The following is a 17,827-nucleotide window of genomic DNA, read 5'->3' as shown; positions in this document are numbered from 1 at the left end:
GTACGAGAGCGGGGAGGCCGCCGTCGCGGTCACCGGGCTCGCACCCGCTGCACCGGCGTCGCCGTGGAGGTCCGTGGGACCACACCGTTCGCCCGGCGTGCGCGTCCCGCACATCGGCCGATGATGGGAGTACGGCCGAACGCGGGGAGCTGGGCATGACGGGTTGGCGCGTCAGGGACTACACCCAGGACGATCTCGAAGCGGTGATCCGAGTCGACGCCGAGAGCGGCACGGCCGAAGAGGCACCTCTCTTTCAGCTCTCGGACGCCGTGGCGGCCCTTCAGGCCCTCCACCCGGCGGTGGTGGCCACGGCGGACGAGGTGGTGGTCGGCGCCGCCGTGAGCAGGGTGGAGGGTGACCGGGCGTGGATCCTGCGCATCTGCATGGCGCCTGCCTGGAGGCACCGGGGGCTGGGCAGCGACCTGATCACGGCCCTGGAGCACCGGCTGTACGCCGGTGGCGTCCGAACCATGCACGCCGTCCTGCCCGACGGCGAGACCGGTGCCACCGCCCTGCACAACTGCGGCTTCGGCGCCCGTCCGGGCCTGGTCTTCTTCGAGAAGCGCGGGCGGGTCACCCCTCAGGCGGTCAGCATGCTCGCGTCGCTCGGAGCGGAGCTGCCGCCAGGGGGGCTGTGGCAGAAGGTCGCGGGCATGCAGAGGGAGAAGCAACTCATCGAACGGCGCCTGGTCCTGCCACTGGCCCACCCCGGGCTGGCCGCCCAGCACGGGGTGGAGTTGCCGCGGGCGGTGATGCTGTTCGGTCCCCCCGGGACCGGCAAGAGCACGTTCGCGCACGCAATTGCCAGCCGTCTGGGATGGCCCTTCCTCGAACTGTTCCCCGCCCGGCTGGCCGCCGAGTACGGGCTGGCGAGCGGGCTGAACCGGCGCTTCGACGAGAGCGCCCGGCTCGACCACGTCCTGGTCTTCATCGACGAGGTCGAGGAGATCGCGGGGGCCCGGAGCGGCGCGGACGCGACCGCGGTCGGCGTCGTCAACGAACTGCTCAAGGCGATCGTCCGGTTCCGGAGCCAGGACGGTCGGCTGCTCGTCTGCGCCACGAACGACGTGACCACGCTCGACCCCGCGTTCCTGCGGCACGGCCGTTTCGACTACGTGCTGCCGATCGGCCCGCCCGACGACCGCGCGAGGACCGCGCTCTGGGAGAGCTACCTGGCCCGAGCGGGCGCCGAGGCCGACAGCGCGGTGCTGTCGGCCGCCAGCGAGGGGTTCACCCCCGCCGACATCGCCCATGTGGCGCGTACCGTCTCCCAAGTCCAGTTCGAGCGCACCTTCGACACCGGAGTCCGGGCCCGCCCCGGCACCGAGGACTACCTGCGCACGATCGGCGACACCAGGCCCACGGTCAGCGCCGCCATGGCCGAGGAGTTCGCCCACCAGACCGAGAAGTTCGCCCGCATCTAGTGCTGCGTCCGGGGAGGTTGGCCCGGGCGTCGTGACCCGGTGAACCCTTCCGGTCCCGGAGTGACTGGGGACCGGCCGGCCTGTGGGCGTGTCGTGCGCTGTTCAGAGCCCCTCGTCGTGCAGGTCCTCTTCGCGCAGCAGGTCGTCCTCGTGGCGGCGCGAGGCCTCCTTCTGGCCGGGCTTCTGTCCCTTCTCGCGGGAGTGCCTGCCCGGCTTGGGCTGCGCGGGGTCTCCGGGGCGATGGTGCTCCTGCGCCTCGCGGCCCTTGCCCGAGTCCTGACGCTTTTCCTGCGAACCGTCCATGACGGCGGCTCCTCTTGGCGTGGGGTACGGCTTCCTCTGATCACGCTGACACGTACGGCGACGGTCGGCATCACGTCGACTGCGAAGCGAGGCACACGGATGACGCCTCCCCCTTCGTGTGAGGGGGCCGGGCACGCCGTGCCGGGCCCCGTCGGTGTATCCAGGCCCCGGCCTGTCGAGGCGCTCGCGCTGTCCCTCTCCCTGTGGTCAGGAGAGAGAAGCAGGCTTGCGGGGCGGGGGGACGGCGCGGAGGAGCTCCCACAAGGGGCGGGATCCGGTGGCCCACTGGGCGAGGAGGTGGCGGTCGACGAGGTGGAGGCGCTGGGACTTGGCGAAGTCGAGGGCGGGCTTGGAGAAGCGGCCGTTGGTGAGCATGACGAGGACGTCGCCGCCGTGTATCTGGCGGCCGGTGCCGTTGAGGACCTGGAGGTCGGGGGTGCCGACCGCGGATCCGGACCAGCCGGCCTTGCGGTGCTTGCACTGGATCACCCAGCGGCGGCCGTAGGGGTCGGTGGCTTTGACGTCCGCGCCGTTGTCGCCCCGGCCGCCGACCTTCTGCGCGTCGGCGCAGCCGTCGCGGTGCATGAGGTCGCGTACGGCGAACTCGAAGTCGTTGTGGTGGAGGCTGTCGAGGTGCTCGACGGCGTAGCGCAGGCCCTGGACCCGGACTCGTTCCCATCGGGCTGCTTCCTGGCGGCGGCGCATCCACAGGGCGCCCGCGCCGGCTCCTGCCAGCAGCAGGAGGGCCACGACCCAAGGATGGGCGGCCAGCCACGCCAGGATCGCCACGACCAGGCTGACGACCGCCAGGGCCGCCAGCCCGAGGAGGCCCAGCTCCTCCGAGCCCCTGCTCTTGCGGCGCCGCGAGGTGCCACCGCGCCTCCGCCGCCTTGCGGGCGGCCGCCGGGTCACCGGCCGCTCCCCGCGCTGGGGAAGACGATCGGATAGGAGACCGTCGGCACCGGCTGCGGCGCCGGCTTGTTGTCCCATGCGGGCCACTTGATCGGGTAGACCACCGTCGATTGCGGCCGGGGTAACTCCTGACCCGGCTCCGCACCCGGCCCTGCGGTCGTGCTGCCGTTGCCGAATACGAAGACTCCGGCCACGAACACGCCCAGCATTGCGGTTTCCCGCCGCGCACCCGCCGGGAGCCGGACATGGCCCGTGACGGGCGTGCCGTCGGACCGCACGTAATCCCTGATCCAGGGCACAGCTGCATCCCCCTCACCCTCCGTGTTGCGCCTCCCTGCGCACCACTGACCCATGAAACCACTCGCCACTGACAGCGCGTCGCTGTTTGATCACCAGTTGCGATCACCTGTTGAACGGTGGGCGTCTGCCTGCGTGTCGGACGCGGCGCGCCTCTCCCGTCGCCCCGGGGACGGGGGCGCGGTCCGGAGCCCGTCGCCGCGAACCAGTGGGCCTCGGTGCCGAATACGCCCAGTATGCGGACGCTCCTCCGCCTTGCGATGCACCGCATCCGACGCCGCGCGCTGATCCACCGGGGATTACGGGACAGCCCTTAGGCGTCGACCGACGCAGGGTCGAGGGAGTCGACGTCCTCCATGAAGGACAGCATCCGGGCGTTGACCATGTCGGGGTGGTCGATCTGCGGGCCGTGCCCCGTCCCGGTGATGATCTCGGCGCGGGCTCCGGGGATGAGGCGCGGTACGCGTTCCAGCTGCCGCTTGGGGTGTACCAGCAGGCTGTGCTTGCCCATGATGACGTAGAGCGGGGTCCGGATGGATCGCAGCGCGTCCTCGGCCAGCGGCAGCGGTGCGGGCCGGCGGATCCGGTACGCGCGGGCGCCGAGCTGGATCCACTTGCGCATCTCGGGTACGGCGATGACCGGCTGGTCCAGCCACCTGGCGAGCCGGGGACGCAGCGCCTTCGGGGCGAAGGTGGCGAACAGGCTCACGAAGACCCAGGCGAAGAAGCGCAGGCCGACCTTCTCCAGGCCGCCCGGGTCGAGGGCGGTGACCGAGGCGAGCCGTGCGGGCCGCCGGTGGGCTTGGTTGAGCACCAGCCAGCCGCCGTAGGAGGAGCCGACAAGGTGGACCCGGTCGAGGCCGAGCGCCTCGAGGGCCTCGTCCATCCACTGGGCGGCGCGTTCGGGCTGCCACATGGGCTCGCGGTGGACGCTGCGCCCCGCGTCCCCCGGGGTGTCGAGGGCGTAGACGGGGCGGTCAAGGCTGAGCCCGGGGGTGTTGGGGTACCACATCGCCGAGCTGTAGCCGGCGCCGTGGATCAGGACGATCGGGGTCCGGGAGTCCGCGGCGGGGTCCGAGGGCCCGTACCGGTAGACGTGGGTGGTGCCGAAGCTGGTCTCCACGTCCGTCTCGGAGCGGGCGGGTGCCCCCATCGCGTAGAGGACGTCGGCGGCGGCGAAGTAGCGGTCGCGCAGGGCATCGTTGACGTAGCGGCCGACATCGCGGCGTACGCGGGCGGTGTTCTCGGGCACGGCGGCACCTCCTGTGAAGATCCGTTCTTCGTGGTACGACCGTACCATGTTGATGGTACGGCGGTACCATGACGGGGTCCAGGGAATCTGGGCTGCGAACCCCTCACCCACGGGCGGAGACACCGGCAGATGCCAAAACGCGTTGATCACGAGGAGCGGCGCGCCCAGATCGCCGAGGCGCTCATCCAGGTCGCGGGGCGGCGGGGGCTGCATGCCGTCGGCATGCGCGACGTGGCCGCAGAGGCCGGTGTGTCGCTCCGGCTCGTGCAGTACTACTTCGAGACCAAGGAGAAGCTGCTCTTCTACGGTCTCCGCCACCTGACCGGCCGCTTCACCGCGAGGGTGGGTGCCCGCTTGGCCGCCGCCGGCCCGGACCCGGGCCCGCGCGCCACGGTGGAGGCACTGTTGTCGGCCTCGCTGCCGACCGACGAGGAGAGCCGTACGTTCCACCTGCTGTACAGCTCCTACGCGATCCTGTCCGTGACCGACGAGGCGCTGGCTGCGCAGCCCTTCATCGACAACCCCGTCGCCGCGGAGAACGCCCTGACCGGACTGCTCGAGCAGGCGCAGGGAACCGGCCTGGCCGACCCCGACGCCGACGCGCGCACGGAGGCGATCAGCCTGCTCGCGATGGCGGCGACCCTGGGCACCAGCATCCTCGTCGGCCAGCGGAGCCCGGAGTCGGCGAGCGCGGTGCTCCGCCACCACCTGGACCGGATCTTCACGACTGCCGACGCGTCCGAGAGGGGAGCGGGATCGAACTGACGCGTCGCGAAGTACCCCGCTTCCGGCGCCGGCACCCCGCCGGTCGGTGCTGCGGCGCTGGGCCTGCTTCGCGCGTGCAAGCAAGACAGCTCAGCTGACCTCCTGCCTGGACTCGAAGCGGACCCCGCTCTGCGCGACACGCGTCATGCCACAACGTCGGCGTCCTGGTCAGGTCCTCCCCCGTAACGGAGGTTTCCACGACTAGCCTCCGCATCATGCTGCGTATCGCCGACACCCGCACTGGCCGCCTCGTGGAGATCCCGTCCGCACACCGCCACCTGCTGCGCATCTGCGTCCATCTGCCGGTCGTCGAGAGCGGGATCGGCGTGGTGCACCTGCGGGCGCCCCTGGTCGGCGACGTACTGGCGCGCGCCGTTGAACTGCACGGCCTGCAGTCCCTCACGGTCCTCACCACGCCGGACCTGCCGCACGGGCAAGCCGAGGCACTCGATCGCGCCATGGCCGTGCTCGGCATCCACCCGCCCGCCACCGTCGGTGCGCACCTTCCGACCGAGGCACCCTGCGCCGCTGCCGACGTGCACGTGCTCGCGTACGGCTCCGCCATGCAGGACGCCACCGGCGGGGTCCGGATCGATGTGGGCCGGGTGAGCGCAGCACCACCGGACGGGGGAGTCCCCGACCGTGTCCCCCTCCTCGCCTCCGGCCCCCTGGACGCATTCGTCCCGGAGGGGACCGATCCGCTGGCTGTGAGGATGCTGTTGCTCGGCCACGCCCACCGCATGCCGGTCACGATCACCAGCGCCGCGCTCGCCGAGGCCCGGCAGGCGCTGCGGCACTGGCGGCAGCAGGTGGCCGACTGGGCGCAGCAACCGTCCCGGCCAGTCCCTGCCGACGTGCTGAGACAGGGCCAGGCCGCGCTGGCCGATGATCTCGGTGTCCCCGCTGTCCTGGACACGCTGGCCCGTGTGGCGGAGCGCGCCGACCTGCCGGCGGGTGCCAAGTTCGAGACGTTCGCCTTTCTCGACCGCGTCCTGGGGCTGGATCTCGCGCGCGAGGTCGGCCACCAGCACCACGCGACGTCATGATGTCGGGCAACGTGCGGCGCCCGGCCGTCCTGCGGCACGCCAAGTCGGCCCGGCCGCCGGACGTGGCCGACTCCGAGCGGCCGCTCGCCCCCCGTGGCCGCCGCGACGCTCCAGCAGCCGGCCGCCGGCTGCGCGAGACCGGCTGTGTTCCCGACCTCGCCGTGTGTTCCTCCGCGGCACAACCCCGGCGCAGGGCTGGTTCTGTTGCTTGCTGGTGAGGGGGACGGCTACGCGCCGGAGCAGACCTGTGCGAAATCGCCGCCCGGCTGACGGACATGGTCGTGCCACGCGGCGCGAACCCTTGACGGCACGGCACGGCACGGCACGGCACGGCACGGCACGGCACGGCACCGGTCGGTACACGGGCTCAGCCGCGCTCTTCCTCCTCTGCCTCCATGCGCCGGATTCCCTCGTGGGTGAGGGTGACCATTGCGGGGGTGTTGCCCGGTTCCCAGTCGACGGTGATCAGTCCTTCGCCGGCCAGGTAGGTGCAGGCGGCGGCCAGGTCCTCTTCCGGTACGTGGAGGTCGTGCCGCAGCTGCGCTCCGGTGATGCCGAGGAGGCGGTTGCCTTCGACGGCTTCGTACAGGACCCGGAGCACCTGTTCGCGGTAGGTCTTGCGTTCGCGCAGTGTGGCCATGACCGCGTCCTCTCGTGTGCGGAGCCGGGCTCCGGGGCCGGGGCTCTCAGGTCTCGTCGGAGTGGGCGCCGGTACCGACGGGGGTCCTGCTGGTGGCCGGCCAGGAGCGGGCGGGGCCGGCGGGTGTCGCCGTGTCCACGGTGAGGTGGAGGCGGGTGTCGCCGTCGAGGCCGGGATGATCCGTACCTCGGCGTGCCCGAGTGACGGCAGTGTCCAGGTCTCGATCTACTTCACGTGGGCGTGGTTCCCTTCGGAGTGGGCGAGAGGCCGACGGTCGGGGCGCCGAAACGCCCCGACCGCTGCCCCCGGTCGGAGGAAGGTCTGCTCCTCACCGGTCGGCATCGGTGTGGTGGGCTCGACGACTGGTGTCGTCCGGCAGGCCGGGAGGCCTCGGCAGGGGGTCGGTGAAGTGATAGGCCTCGATCCGCGCGTCGTGCTGGGCGTTGAGCAGGTGGATCCAGCGCATTCCGATGGCGATCGCGAGAATGATCACCGCGATGAGGACGATGGTCTCCACGGAGCTCACCTCCAGCCGTTGGCGGGCAGGGGGAGGGCGCTTCGGCCCATGGGGTTCCCGAAGGGGGACATGCAGGCCCCGCCTTCGCCCTCCCAGGCGGCTTCCCGGCGGCGGGCGTCGCGGATGCCGCGCCCGATGACGGCTTCGTTGGCCATCAGGACGCCCGCCGTCAGGACGCTGCCGGGGATCGCCGCGGCGGCCATCAGACGGGCAGCGGCGGCGGGTTCGCACTCGGGCGGGATGACGAGGAGGTCCCAGCGGCCGACGGTGTAGGAGAGCAGGATCAGTTTGTCGGGGTCCTGTTCGGTGAACCAGCCCACGTGCACGGTGCGGGCGCCGACGGCAACCGTGTGCGGTACGACGGGCCAGCGGGTGGGGTTCACGGTGACGCGGGTTATGCGCCCCCAGGGCTCGTCCAGAGCGGCGGCGAGAGCCGGGAGCTCGGCTTCGAGGTCACGGGAGTACGGCCACCAGGCACCGTCCAGCTGACCGGCGAGCATGGTGTTCGGCGTAAGGGACAAGCGCGCCGGGCGCGTGGGTGCAGGTGTGCCTGCAACAGCGCGGTCAGGTGTCGTCGTGGCCATGACGCGGACCCGTCTCCAGGCCGGCCGAGGACGGCCCGGTGCAGTGATCGCCGGAAACGACGTCCGCGAGGGAGCGGGTGTACGGAATACTCCCGGTGCTTCGAGCCTACTCCGGTCCGAGGCCGAGGGGGGTGTTGGTTGGCGGGTAATTCCGGCCGCTCGACCGCAGCGGCGGAGCACCGTGAGACAGGCGCACCGATTGCTGGAAGATTGCTTCTTCCTCCGCGGGCAGGACGTCGTCGGTGCCGAGGGCAGGGTCCTTCTTCAGAGCGCCGATGCGGTGCCCTTTCGCGTCGAGGACGGCACAGTCGCGCCACTCTCGTACATCGGCTGAATGGATCATGCCTCACCCCCTGCGGCGTGATGACGGTGACACAACGACCCCGGCGCATTCATACGCCGGGGTCGCCCTTCCGGACGCCACACGTGAGAGTGCGACGACCTATTTATCAGGATATGCCCCCTGGTAACCATCCGACAGCAGAGATGTGTCCCGCCGATACGGGCCAGCGGTCGACATGGAGTCAGCGCACCTCGATCGACAGGATCTTGGTAGGCAGCCCGGCAGCGTAGCGCCACGAGGAGTCGCCCGAGGTGAAGCCTTCCTCCGCGTGGTTGGCGCAGGGGCCCGGGCCGTCCGGGCCCGCCGGCGGGGCTCCGCCGTCATCCCCTCGCGTCCGGGCCCATGCCACGCCGTCGTCGGGGAAGGCGGCGGGCGCGGTCACCGTGCCGGTGGCCGGCTCACGGCTTCGACAGGCGGCCTGACTGAGCCGCCCGGCCCGGGCTGGGTCGGGACGAGTGCGGAATCTCCCCGGGTCGGAGCCTGCCTTTTTCTGAAGCCTGCCGGCTGGAAGGTTCGCGGCCACAGGTGCGCCAAGGACCGGTAGAAGCGATCCGGAAGGAAAACGGCATCCGCGACGATCATCACTCCGGAGAAGATCGGAAGCCCCAAGAGGACTGCGATCCCGAGGTGCAGGCTCACCAGCATGATCAGGACGGGGTATTTGAGCCTGCCGAACAGGACGAACGGGAACGCGACCTGCAGCAGCACCGTCAGGTAGCCGGCAATGGCGATGGCGACCGGGTGGGCATCCAACAGGAGGGACAGCGCGGGCCACGGCCGGAAAAGGTCGAGGTTCAGCACGTAGTGGAGGGCGGTCCCGTTGCCCCAGGAGCCGCCCTGCACCTTGTACAGGCCCGCGGATCCGTAGAGGAAGCAGACCTGGGCTGCGATGACGAACATGCCGCAGTTGTGCAGCACGGTGGTCGCGGTGCGGCCGAACTCGCGGAACCGGCTCCGGTGCCGCCCGCCGTCCGCTGCCGGACTCGCCTTCCTGCGTGCGTCCAGGGACCAGCGGCGGCCGGACGCGGTGAAGACCAGGTACACGGCCATGAGGAGGAAGAGGTTGTCGCCTCCGTCCGTCATGAAGACCGCCCGAGCGTGGAAGGACGCCACCACGACCGCGAACAGCACGGACACCGCTCTGGTCCGCCAACCCAGCATGAACAGCGCGGACGTCACGACAGCCGCCGCGTAGCAAGCCTCGAAGTACGCCCGGCTGTCGGACAGCGTGAGGATGCTGAACCACTCGGTCTGGTCGAACAGCTGCCGCGCCAGCGCGGGCGTCCACGGCGACCCCGGCCCCCAGATCTCGTCGCGGTGCGGGAACTCGCGCAGCAGGAAGACCAAATAGAGCAGCCCGTACCCGATGCGCAGGACCGCCGCGGCGTACAAGGAGACCGGCCGCTCGATCAGCAGGGCAATGAGCACGCCCATGCGGTCGAGCATGTGCTGCCCCGCCGGTCGGGTGGGCGTGGCTGCCGGTGTCGGCTCAGTCTGTTCCATGCGGGGCCACCTTCCACCAGGGCAGGTAACGGGTGTCGATGGGCGCGGCCTGGCGGGTAGCACCTGATGCGTCCGGGGCAGCGACGGGGAGCGTGATCACCCGAAGCTGGATGGAGTCGAAGGAGCCGCGCCGGTGGGCGGCGACGCGGTCCGCCGCGATGTTGCGCAGGTACGTCTGCATCATCACGGCCCGCTCCGAATGCGGCTCGTCGTCACCGCCGAACGCTTCGAGGTAGGAACTCCAGGCCCGGCGCAGCATGTTCTGCGCCGTGTGGCTCGGGAAGGGGTCGTGCTCGACGGCGGAGTCGTCCACAGCGCTCAGGTCGAACCAGCCGCTCATCCTCACACTGCCGTCAGGGGCGGTGTGCCGGGTCCTCGCCGAAATCTGCCGGTTGACCGACTCGGGATCCGGGGCGAAGAGGCGCCAGTTCTGCTCGAAGAGCGGATAGACCCACGCGTTGATCGGCCCGCTGTACAGCTGTGAGACGGCATTCGGCGGCGCCACATGCAGGAAGACCAGGAGCACGTGGATGAGCGTCGTCGCCAGGCACAGGACGATGACGGCTCCTGTTCCCGCCCCCAGCCGGCGTCGCGGCCCGGAATCACCCGAGTACGACTCCGGACCACCGCCGTGGCCGCTTTCTGCCGGCCCGGATCCTGAGTGCTCCCTTTCCTTCACGTCCGCTGACGTGACACCACCCGGCACGACCCCACCCGGCCTTCCCATCCAGACTGCTCATCCATCCGCTCCTTCCGGCTTGCGCGAGCGGCGCGCGACGGGATCGAGGACGATCCGTCGCGCGCCACCCGTCCTACTCGCGTGTCGTGCGTGACTGCCTGGGCATTCAGACCGCCGAGAGAGCTACGCGCGACTCACCGTCTTCGATCCGCCCTGCGTGCGGAGTACTCACTCGTCGCGTCCCCAGCCGTCGTGCTCGCCGTGCTGATCGCGATCCCCGTGGTCGGGTTCCTTGGGCTGACCCTGGTCGGGTCCTTCGTGGTTCCCGTGGTCGGCCCCCTCGTGGTGCCCGTCGTCGGGCCCGCCGTGATCCCCGTGGTCGGGCCTGCCCTGCTTTTCGTGCTTGTCGCCCTTGTCGCCTTTGTCGCCCTTGTCGTGCTTATCGCCCTTGTCGTGCTTATCGTGACCGGGCCAGCCGGGGATGTCATGGCTAGGCCAGCCAGGCTTGCCGGGCTTGCCGGGCGGCTTGGGAATGCCGCCGGTCACGCCACCGTTGGTTCCGCCCGTCGTCGCGCCCGTGACGCCACCCGTGGCGGTACCTGCAATGAGGCCTCCACCCGTCGTCACCCCACCGAGTACGCCGCCGAGCAGGCCGCCATTGGCGCCGCCCGTCGTCGCGCCGCCGAGTACGCCGCCGAGCAGGCCGCCAGTCGCGGTGCCACCCGTCGTGGGGGTGCCACCTGTCGTGGGGGTGCCACCTGTCGTGGGGGTGCCACCTGTCGTGGGGGTGCCACCTGTCGTGGTGCCGCCCGTCGTGGTGCCGCCCGTCGTGGTGCCGGCGATGACGCCGCCCGTGACCAGACCGCCCGTGGTTCCGCCGGTGGTGCCTGCGTCACACGTCCCACGGTTGATCGTGTTGGTGTCCATCGTCACCGCGCCGTTACGGGCCAGCGCGCGTCCGATGATGTCCGCGCCCGTGTTCAGAGTGATCGAGGTCAGCGCCATGATGGTGCCGATGAAGTTGGTCTCCGTGCCGAGGGTGGCCGAACTCCCGATCTGCCAGAAGACGTTGCAGGGTGATGCCCCGTTGATGAGGGACACGTTGCTGGAGCTAGCCGTGGTCAGACCTGAACCGACCTGGAACACCCACACGGCGTTGGGGTTGCCCTGGGCGTTCAGGGTGAGGGTGCCGGTGAGCCCGAGAGTGGAGGGGGCGGTGTACACGCCGGGAACCAGCGTCAGGCCGCCGGCGTCCGGCGGAAGGATTGCGTCCGTGGACTGTCCGGCGGCGTTGTTGTACGCCACGACCAGGTCGCTCTTGGCCTGGAGGCCCACAGGGTCAACCGGGCCGGAGTGCTGGGTACCGAACACGATGCCGGGCGGGAATCCGCTGATGGCCGTTTCTGGGCTCACTCCGAGGTCGCCGGTGATCACCGACGGCCCGGTGTTGGTGATCCCCGAGCCGGCCAGCACGGCAAAGCTGGCGGCCGTGCCCAGAGGTACGGGTGTTGCGATCGCATTCGCCCGGGTCGGCGTCACCGCGACCACGGCAGTGGCGATCACCGTGGCGAGGACCGTCGCGATCCAGGCTGGCGTTGTGCGCCTTAGCGCCGCGCCAGAAGTATTCAGCGTCATCGAGGGGCCAACTCCTGTGAGTGGATGGTGGCGTAATTGACGGTCTCGGCCGCACAGGACCGTCTCACTGTCGCTGGCATATTACGCAGAAACTTACAAAGGGCCGGGATTTGCTCGGCGATTTCCGCGCCAACCGCCATTCGCGCCGACGGGCCGATAATACAAATAGCCGAAAGGGCTTAATGGTCCTCGTGGAGGAAATCGCGTATTCCTGTGCGTCCTTGGCCTGAGCTGCGAGAATTCAAGAGGCGGCAGCGGAACCGAACCGGTTGGCGGCAGTGCGCGACACGGCATCAAGGCGGACCCAACTCCCTCTGGGCCATGGCAGTCTGCTCGCCAGGACAAGGTTCTCGGAGCGGAGGAACACACCCCGTGGGCGTCACCATCAATCCCACCGTCAGCAGGCGTCGGTTGGGATCGGAGCTACGCCGGCTCCGGCAGGCCAGCGGTATGACGACGCAGCAGGTGGCGGAGCGACTGCTGATCTCCCAGCCCAAGATCAGCCTCCTGGAGAACGGACACCGCCTCATCAAGCCACGCGACGTGCGTGATCTCTGCCAGCTGTACGGAGTCCAGGACCAGCGGCTCGTCGGCGACCTGATGCAGCTGGCCGGGGAATCGGGCCGAAAGGGCTGGTGGAACACCTACGGCGACATTGCGCACGGCGCCTACATCGGCCTGGAGGCTGAGGCCTCCGCGATCCGGACCTACGAGCCCCTGGTGATCCCGGGCCTGCTGCAGACCCCCGCCTACGCCCGGGCGGTCATCGCAGGAACGATCCCTCACGCCACCGCCGACCAGACCGCCACCCGCCTCCAGGTACGGCTGCGGCGCCAGGACCGACTGGGCACCCCCGACAACCCGCTGCGCTTGTGGGCCGTGCTGGACGAGTCGGCTCTGCGGCGCGTCGTAGGCAGCCGCGAGGTCATGCGCGAGCAGCTGGAGCATCTGACCCAGCTCGGTGCCCAGCCGCACATCACCGTGCAGGTTCTCCTCCACGAGGCGGGGGCTCATCCGGGTGTCTCAGGACAGTTCTCACTGCTCGAGTTCGCCGACGCCACCGATGTGAGCGTGGTGTATCTGGAGAGATTCACCAGCGACCTCTATCTGGAGAAACGATCCGACGTGCGGCTCTACGGAGACATGTATGCACATTTGCAGGCCCAGGCCCTGAGCCCGGACAGCACTCGGCAGTTCATCACGGAAGCCATCAAGGCGTACGTCGGCACGGAATTCCGCCCGGACTGCTGCCTGTTACCCCCGCCGCATCCGTGATCGCCGTGCGGTACAGCCGCGCCATCTTCTGTGCGCGGGGGCCGAGGACACTCACATGCGCCCGCACCCCCGAGGTGGCCTCGCCAGGGCAGGGGCGTACGAGCAGGCTCGGACTCCCGGTGGGGCGGGTTTCCGAAGGCCGCGACGCGGGTGATGCGTCGCTCAGACCCTCGTCCATGCGTCGAGGAAGGCCTTGCGTTCGGCCGGATCGGCTGATTTGTGGTCCGCGTGCAGAACGCGCCAGGCGGTGAGTTCGAGGTCGCGGAGCCACAGCTCGCCGATGACCTGCGTCTTGAGGTCGGGGAGGTGGTCGGACTCGGAGAGTGCCTGGCCGATGACCTCTCCGGCTGCGATGCGCTGGGGCGGGGTCATCTCGTCGACAGCCGACAGGATCTGCCCGGCCAGACCGGTGCCCTCTCCGGCCAGCGAACTCAGGACCCACGACTTGATGTTGGCGGGCAGCAGATAGAGGGAGCCCGAAGACCTCCACAAGTCGGACCAGAAGCGTTCTCCAGCCTCCGTGGGAGCGGGGAGCGCGGCCAGCAGTCCGAGGAGGTGCGCGGTGGCCGCGTACCCGTCGGAGTGGGCCGATGCGACGACGGCGATGTCGGCAACGCGCTCCACGTCGATTCGGCCGGCTTCGAGACGTGGGTCCAGTCCCAGCCGCTGTTCCAGCTGATGGGAGAGGGGGACGGATGCGTGGGAGCGGAACTCGGGAAGCATCGGCGATCCTTGAACGTAGGAGAGCGGAGAGGCTCGTTCGGAAGCCCTGATCGTTCCCACGGCCCGCCGAATTACACGACTTTCACGACCTCAGTCGGTGGCAGACCGCCAGGAGCGGACCATGAGGCGGGTGAACGGGCCACGTTCGCCGAGCCGTCCGGGGGATCCGGGGCGGACCTCTGGGACGGCTGTGGCGGGCGGGCTCCTAGCATGAACGCATGGTTGCCAGTGATGCCCAGCACTCCCAGCCCGGACGGGAAGCAGTGTCCCGAGACGACGCCGAAGCCGACAGCGCTTCTTCCGCAGCAGGGGTTGGAGGACACGGGGACTCCCACCCGGTTACCGATCTGGTCGAGCGAGCGGCCGATCTGGTGGAGCCGATCAAGCCGAAGCTGCGGGGCTGGCTACACGCCGGAATGGTCCCCGCATCGCTGGCCGCGGGCATCGTCCTCGTCTGCCTGGCAGGGAAACCGCACGCGGCCCTGGCCTGCACCGTGTACTCCGTCACCGCCTGGCTGCTGTTCGGGACGAGCGCCGTCTACCACCTCGGCACCTGGGGACCACTCGGCGAGGCCGTTCTGCGCCGCCTCGACCACGCCAACATTTTTCTGATCATCGCAGGAACCTGCACCCCGCTGGCTGTGCTCCTTCTCTCCCCTGACCAGCAGTCCGTCCTCCTGTGGATCGTGTGGACGGGCGCACTGGCGGGCATCGCCTTCCGTGTCCTGTGGGTCGGAGCTCCCCGTTGGCTGTATACCCCCTGCTACCTGGCCCTGGGATGGGCACCGGTGTACTACCTGCCCGACTTTCTGCACAGTGGCGGGGCGGCCGTACTCGCCTTGATCGTGACCGGCGGGCTCCTCTACAGCGCGGGTGCGGTTGTGTACGCCCTCCAGCGGCCCGACCCGTCACCCCGCTGGTTCGGTTACCACGAGGTGTTCCACGCCCTGACCGTGGCGGCCTTCACCGCGCACTACCTCGCCATCTTCCTCGTCGCCTACTGACCATGACGTCGTTCTGATGCGCGCATGGCTTGGACTGGCACGGCACCCATCAGGCCACGCGCAGCGCTGACGCCGGGGCGGATCTCACAGAAGCATCAGCGCCTGAACAGCGCTCCGTCCACAACCCGGCTTGCAGCCACGACCCGACGAGGACGACCGAAGCGGGGCGGTTGCGCGAACGCCGCCCCCCGGCCGCGCGGCACGCCGATGCCTGCGGGCACCCTCGCCTCAGGCCGAGGGCGGCGGTGCGGTTGATTCGGCGGCGCGGCGGTATTCGGCGTTGATGCGCTGGGCTTCCTCGAGCTGGTCCTCGAGGATGATGATGCGGCAGGCGGCCTCGATGGGGGTGCCGTGGTCGACGAGTTCGCGGGCGCGGGCGGCGATGCGCAGCTGGTAGCGGGAGTAACGGCGGTGGCCGCCCTCGGAGCGGAGCGGGGTGATCAGGCGGGCTTCGCCGATGGCGCGGAGGAAGCCCTGGGTGGTGCCGAGCATGGCGGCGGCCCGGCCCATGGTGTAGGCGGGGTAATCGTCGTCGTCGAGACGGTCGAACGAGTCGTCTGCTGTCATTGAACCTCTCTCATGGAACGCATGGAGGGGCCCTGGTGCCGTACGGCACCAGGGCCCCGAAGGAACTACTACACCATCTGCCGGCCCTGATACTGCGCCGACCCTGTGTTTCCGCCGACCCGACCGAGGTGCTGCCGGGAGTGCGGGGATCGCGGTTGCTTGACCGGAGACCACCTCACTATCGATGTCCTGCGGTACCCGGGCTCAGACTTCCGCCCGGGCGATCCTGATGGTGCTCGGCTCCTCCGTTCTTCCCTCGGTGATCAACTGCTGCTACTGCTCTACTGCGTACTGCTGGTGGCCTGATCCAGCGCCACTCTTCGGCAGCCAGCCCCGTTGCCCGTCCTGCGCGTCGCCGTCCTGCAACAACCCTGGCTTCGGAACTCCACCACCGCACCGTCATGCGAACTGCAACTGCGGGTACTGCTGCCCGGCAGTTCGTCTCTGCCGGGCCCTGCTGTCTCTCTGGGCTACGAGAGAAACCATAGCCAGGCCACCGCCCAATGTCTACTCCAGCCACCATAGATTTTCGTGCTCGCCGAGGAGAGCTAGACCTTCACGGTCGCCCCGGGATCGCAGACGGACGGCACGGCAGTTCAGGGGCTCGGGAGGGGCGCAGCCGAGCGCGTGGGATCCCCCGCGTGCTCCACGCCGGGCTGTTGCAGAGGCACGCGATGTCGCGCGAGCCGTCCTCGACGGGTCACCCGTCGGGCCTACGGCGGCAAGACGGTCAGTGCTCTGCTCGACGGATAGCGCTACCGGTCGAGAGGACAGGACGGCCGGTGCATAAAATCGGGTCTCATGTCGAAGCCTGACGAGCTGCTCGTTGACGTTGCCACCCTGGTGGAGTCCGGGCAGAGCAATCAGATGTCCCTGACCGTGGTCACCGGTGGCACTGTCATCACCGGTCGGCTGGCCCCCGAAGCCGTGTGGAGGCAGCGGGTGTCGGAGGTCCTGACAGACTCCGCCCGCCTGGGCGAGTTCGCCGCCATCTTCACCGCAACGACACCCCGGGAAGGGCCGCCCACCCATCTGCACTTCCACGTGGCCCGCATCCTTCAGGGCACGGTGGGCATCCCGGAGACGGGTGGGATGTACCGCGTCTCGATCGCGGACGTCAGCGCCTGGACCGTGGGCGACTTCAGCTACTCCGACCACTGACCGGCGTCGCGCAAGAAACCCCTGGGTACGCGGGAGGGCCCGACCGGCGCGCGCCGGTCGGGCCCTCCTCGCTGTTCGGGTGCCGGCTCGCACCGGTCCTGTCCGTCAGACGGTCACCGGGATGCCGAGCATCGCGGAAGCCTGTTGGAGCGGGCTGAGGACACGCGTGGGCACGGAGGCCCGGGGAAGGCCGCGGCAGGTGAACCCGAGCTGGGTCATGGCCCGGAGGACTTCGCCGGAGCTGAAGTCGCGGCGGTCCTGGCGGGTGATGACCTGACCGACCTGCTTGACGGGGTAAGTACGCCGGCCGATGATCACGGACTCGCCGATGACCTGCTCGGGCTTGACGCCCTTCATCGACTCCAGGACACCGCTCTTGGTCAGGTCGAACGGAAAACGGGCGATGACACAGCGCATGTTGCCTCACAGGAAGTAGAAGGGGATGGTCGTGCTGCCGTGAGGCGGTTCAGCGGGCCAGGGTGAGGACGCCCAGAGCGCTGCCCTGCTCGTCGACGACGGGCAGGGCAGCGAGCCGGCGGTAGCGCATCGCGTGCTCGGCTTCGGCCATCGCGGTGAGGGGCGAGGTGAACGGCCCGCGGTCGCCGAGGACGTCGCGGAGACGGACCTGGTCCGTGTACGCGGCGCTGTCGCGGACGGCGCCGAGCTGGGCGGGAGTGAACAGCCCCGTGCACAGGCCGTCCTCGTCGCAGACGAGCAGATGACCCGCGCGGGCACTGGCCATGACGGCCAGGGCCACCTCGACCGTCATGTCGTCACAGACCTGTGGACCGGCCGCCTCCATCCCGTCGTCCACCGTCCGTCGCACAGGATGGGCGTTCGCCGAGCGGGGCTGCATCTGGACCAGCGTCAAAACGTGCCTCCTGCAGAGATGGGTGAGTTTCCTGATCACGTGGTTCTCAGGCCGCCGCATCGAAGGCGGACTGCCGCACGCTCACACGCCGGACCGTCGAAGCGGGCCGACGCCTGCCGCGGGAGGCCGCGCTGCGCTTGGCGCGTTCGACGACCGGTGCGGTGATGACGACGGGGATGCCGGAGGGGGCCTGGGCGCCGGTGATCCGGCTCAGGGCCTCTTCGCCCGAGCGGACCTGGGTGGTCTGCGGGGTGATCCCGGCGGCCTGCATGAGGCGGGTCATGTCGCGTCGCTGGTTGGGGGTGACGAGGGTGACGACGCTGCCG

At 69.8% G+C, this 17,827-nt stretch carries 22 protein-coding genes and 2 pseudogenes; 7 read left to right on the top strand and 17 right to left on the bottom strand.

All coding sequences use genetic code 11. The features are described 5' to 3' along the window. The first annotated feature begins 155 nt into the window (after positions 1-155). On the top strand, positions 156-1,424 hold the full coding sequence (locus IF09_RS0133460) for an ATP-binding protein (protein ID WP_030302271.1): 1,269 nt from the start codon (positions 156-158) through the stop codon (positions 1,422-1,424). A 102-nt stretch (positions 1,425-1,526) separates the two neighbouring features. Here the strand turns inward: IF09_RS0133460 and IF09_RS0133455 are convergent, their stop codons facing one another. From IF09_RS0133455 to IF09_RS0133440, 4 genes are all read right to left on the bottom strand, one after another. After that, on the bottom strand, positions 1,527-1,727 hold the full coding sequence (locus IF09_RS0133455; RefSeq protein WP_030302268.1) for a hypothetical protein: 201 nt from the start codon (positions 1,725-1,727) through the stop codon (positions 1,527-1,529). 207 nt (positions 1,728-1,934) lie between these two features. Then, complete coding sequence (locus IF09_RS0133450) at positions 1,935-2,639, bottom strand: restriction endonuclease (protein ID WP_030302266.1); 705 nt, start codon at positions 2,637-2,639, stop codon at positions 1,935-1,937. After that, on the bottom strand, positions 2,636-2,848 hold the full coding sequence (locus tag IF09_RS46555; protein ID WP_051833355.1) for a hypothetical protein: 213 nt from the start codon (positions 2,846-2,848) through the stop codon (positions 2,636-2,638). The genes IF09_RS0133450 and IF09_RS46555 overlap by 4 nt, the downstream gene beginning before the upstream one ends. A gap of 401 nt (positions 2,849-3,249) precedes the next feature. After that, positions 3,250-4,188: an alpha/beta fold hydrolase gene (locus IF09_RS0133440; protein ID WP_030302261.1), complete on the bottom strand. Its 939-nt coding sequence runs from the start codon at positions 4,186-4,188 to the stop codon at positions 3,250-3,252. Positions 4,189-4,317: 129 nt separating this feature from the next. Between IF09_RS0133440 and IF09_RS0133435 the strand changes: the two genes are divergently transcribed. From IF09_RS0133435 to IF09_RS47580, 3 genes and pseudogenes are all read left to right on the top strand, one after another. Continuing rightward, the gene (locus IF09_RS0133435) at positions 4,318-4,953 is read left to right on the top strand and encodes a TetR/AcrR family transcriptional regulator (RefSeq protein WP_030302259.1); all 636 of its coding nucleotides are present in this window, start codon (positions 4,318-4,320) and stop codon (positions 4,951-4,953) included. Between the two features lie 215 nt (positions 4,954-5,168). Further along, the gene (locus tag IF09_RS0133430; RefSeq protein WP_037636729.1) at positions 5,169-5,999 is read left to right on the top strand and encodes a hypothetical protein; all 831 of its coding nucleotides are present in this window, start codon (positions 5,169-5,171) and stop codon (positions 5,997-5,999) included. Further along, a pseudogene (locus IF09_RS47580) lies at positions 5,996-6,190 on the top strand (SixA phosphatase family protein); the annotation flags it as partial. The gene IF09_RS0133430 and the pseudogene IF09_RS47580, both read left to right, overlap by 4 nt. A gap of 176 nt (positions 6,191-6,366) precedes the next feature. Here the strand turns inward: IF09_RS47580 and IF09_RS0133425 are convergent. The 8 genes from IF09_RS0133425 to IF09_RS0133390 form a co-directional block, all read right to left on the bottom strand. Then, on the bottom strand, positions 6,367-6,639 hold the full coding sequence (locus IF09_RS0133425; RefSeq protein WP_030302255.1) for a hypothetical protein: 273 nt from the start codon (positions 6,637-6,639) through the stop codon (positions 6,367-6,369). A 328-nt stretch (positions 6,640-6,967) separates the two neighbouring features. Beyond that, entirely contained in the window at positions 6,968-7,156 is a 189-nt protein-coding gene (locus tag IF09_RS41065; protein ID WP_158710124.1) for a hypothetical protein, read from the bottom strand. Positions 7,157-7,161: 5 nt separating this feature from the next. Next, positions 7,162-7,740, bottom strand: coding sequence for a DUF5994 family protein (locus IF09_RS0133415; RefSeq protein ID WP_030302253.1), 579 nt, complete (start codon positions 7,738-7,740; stop codon positions 7,162-7,164). A 106-nt stretch (positions 7,741-7,846) separates the two neighbouring features. Beyond that, positions 7,847-8,083, bottom strand: coding sequence for a hypothetical protein (locus IF09_RS47575; RefSeq protein WP_234321245.1), 237 nt, complete (start codon positions 8,081-8,083; stop codon positions 7,847-7,849). 181 nt (positions 8,084-8,264) lie between these two features. Beyond that, positions 8,265-8,465: a hypothetical protein gene (locus IF09_RS0133405; protein ID WP_030302247.1), complete on the bottom strand. Its 201-nt coding sequence runs from the start codon at positions 8,463-8,465 to the stop codon at positions 8,265-8,267. Then, positions 8,462-9,529: an HTTM domain-containing protein gene (locus IF09_RS0133400; protein WP_030302245.1), complete on the bottom strand. Its 1,068-nt coding sequence runs from the start codon at positions 9,527-9,529 to the stop codon at positions 8,462-8,464. The genes IF09_RS0133405 and IF09_RS0133400 overlap by 4 nt, the downstream gene beginning before the upstream one ends. 43 nt (positions 9,530-9,572) lie before the next feature. Next, entirely contained in the window at positions 9,573-10,112 is a 540-nt protein-coding gene (locus IF09_RS0133395; RefSeq protein ID WP_324606885.1) for a DUF5819 family protein, read from the bottom strand. Between the two features lie 381 nt (positions 10,113-10,493). Next, positions 10,494-11,828, bottom strand: coding sequence for an ice-binding family protein (locus tag IF09_RS0133390; RefSeq protein WP_063607461.1), 1,335 nt, complete (start codon positions 11,826-11,828; stop codon positions 10,494-10,496). A 444-nt stretch (positions 11,829-12,272) separates the two neighbouring features. Between IF09_RS0133390 and IF09_RS0133385 the strand changes: the two genes are divergently transcribed. Beyond that, positions 12,273-13,175: a helix-turn-helix domain-containing protein gene (locus tag IF09_RS0133385; protein WP_051833353.1), complete on the top strand. Its 903-nt coding sequence runs from the start codon at positions 12,273-12,275 to the stop codon at positions 13,173-13,175. 162 nt (positions 13,176-13,337) lie between these two features. On the opposite strand, the gene IF09_RS0133380 is transcribed toward IF09_RS0133385, so the two are convergent. Further along, positions 13,338-13,898, bottom strand: coding sequence for a hypothetical protein (locus tag IF09_RS0133380; protein ID WP_030302238.1), 561 nt, complete (start codon positions 13,896-13,898; stop codon positions 13,338-13,340). A gap of 218 nt (positions 13,899-14,116) precedes the next feature. Between IF09_RS0133380 and trhA the strand changes: the two genes are divergently transcribed. Further along, the gene (gene trhA / locus IF09_RS0133375) at positions 14,117-14,902 is read left to right on the top strand and encodes a PAQR family membrane homeostasis protein TrhA (protein ID WP_078613608.1); all 786 of its coding nucleotides are present in this window, start codon (positions 14,117-14,119) and stop codon (positions 14,900-14,902) included. Positions 14,903-15,130: 228 nt separating this feature from the next. Here trhA and IF09_RS0133370 read toward each other — a convergent pair whose 3' ends face one another. Next, positions 15,131-15,469, bottom strand: a complete 339-nt coding sequence (locus IF09_RS0133370) for a MerR family transcriptional regulator (protein ID WP_030302233.1) — start codon at positions 15,467-15,469, stop codon at positions 15,131-15,133. A gap of 801 nt (positions 15,470-16,270) precedes the next feature. Here IF09_RS0133370 and IF09_RS0133365 point away from each other — a divergent pair. Further along, on the top strand, positions 16,271-16,630 hold the full coding sequence (locus IF09_RS0133365) for a hypothetical protein (RefSeq protein ID WP_030302231.1): 360 nt from the start codon (positions 16,271-16,273) through the stop codon (positions 16,628-16,630). Positions 16,631-16,735: 105 nt separating this feature from the next. On the opposite strand, the gene IF09_RS0133360 is transcribed toward IF09_RS0133365, so the two are convergent. From IF09_RS0133360 to IF09_RS0133350, 3 genes and pseudogenes are all read right to left on the bottom strand, one after another. Then, a complete protein-coding gene (locus IF09_RS0133360; protein WP_030302220.1) occupies positions 16,736-17,047 on the bottom strand; it encodes an SCO5918 family protein in 312 nt (103 codons plus the stop codon). 49 nt (positions 17,048-17,096) lie between these two features. After that, positions 17,097-17,501 (bottom strand): CBS domain-containing protein, encoded by a 405-nt coding sequence (locus IF09_RS0133355; protein ID WP_030302218.1) that lies wholly within the window; start codon positions 17,499-17,501, stop codon positions 17,097-17,099. Positions 17,502-17,547: 46 nt separating this feature from the next. Further along, positions 17,548-17,827 (bottom strand): annotated as a pseudogene (locus IF09_RS0133350) (ATP-dependent helicase); the annotation flags it as partial.

Source organism: Streptomyces katrae (assembly GCF_000717655.1).
In the GTDB taxonomy this organism is placed as follows: Bacteria; Actinomycetota; Actinomycetes; order Streptomycetales; family Streptomycetaceae; genus Streptomyces; species Streptomyces katrae_B.
Note: the sequence above shows the minus strand (reverse complement) of the source record. Positions and strands in the feature narration are given on the sequence as shown.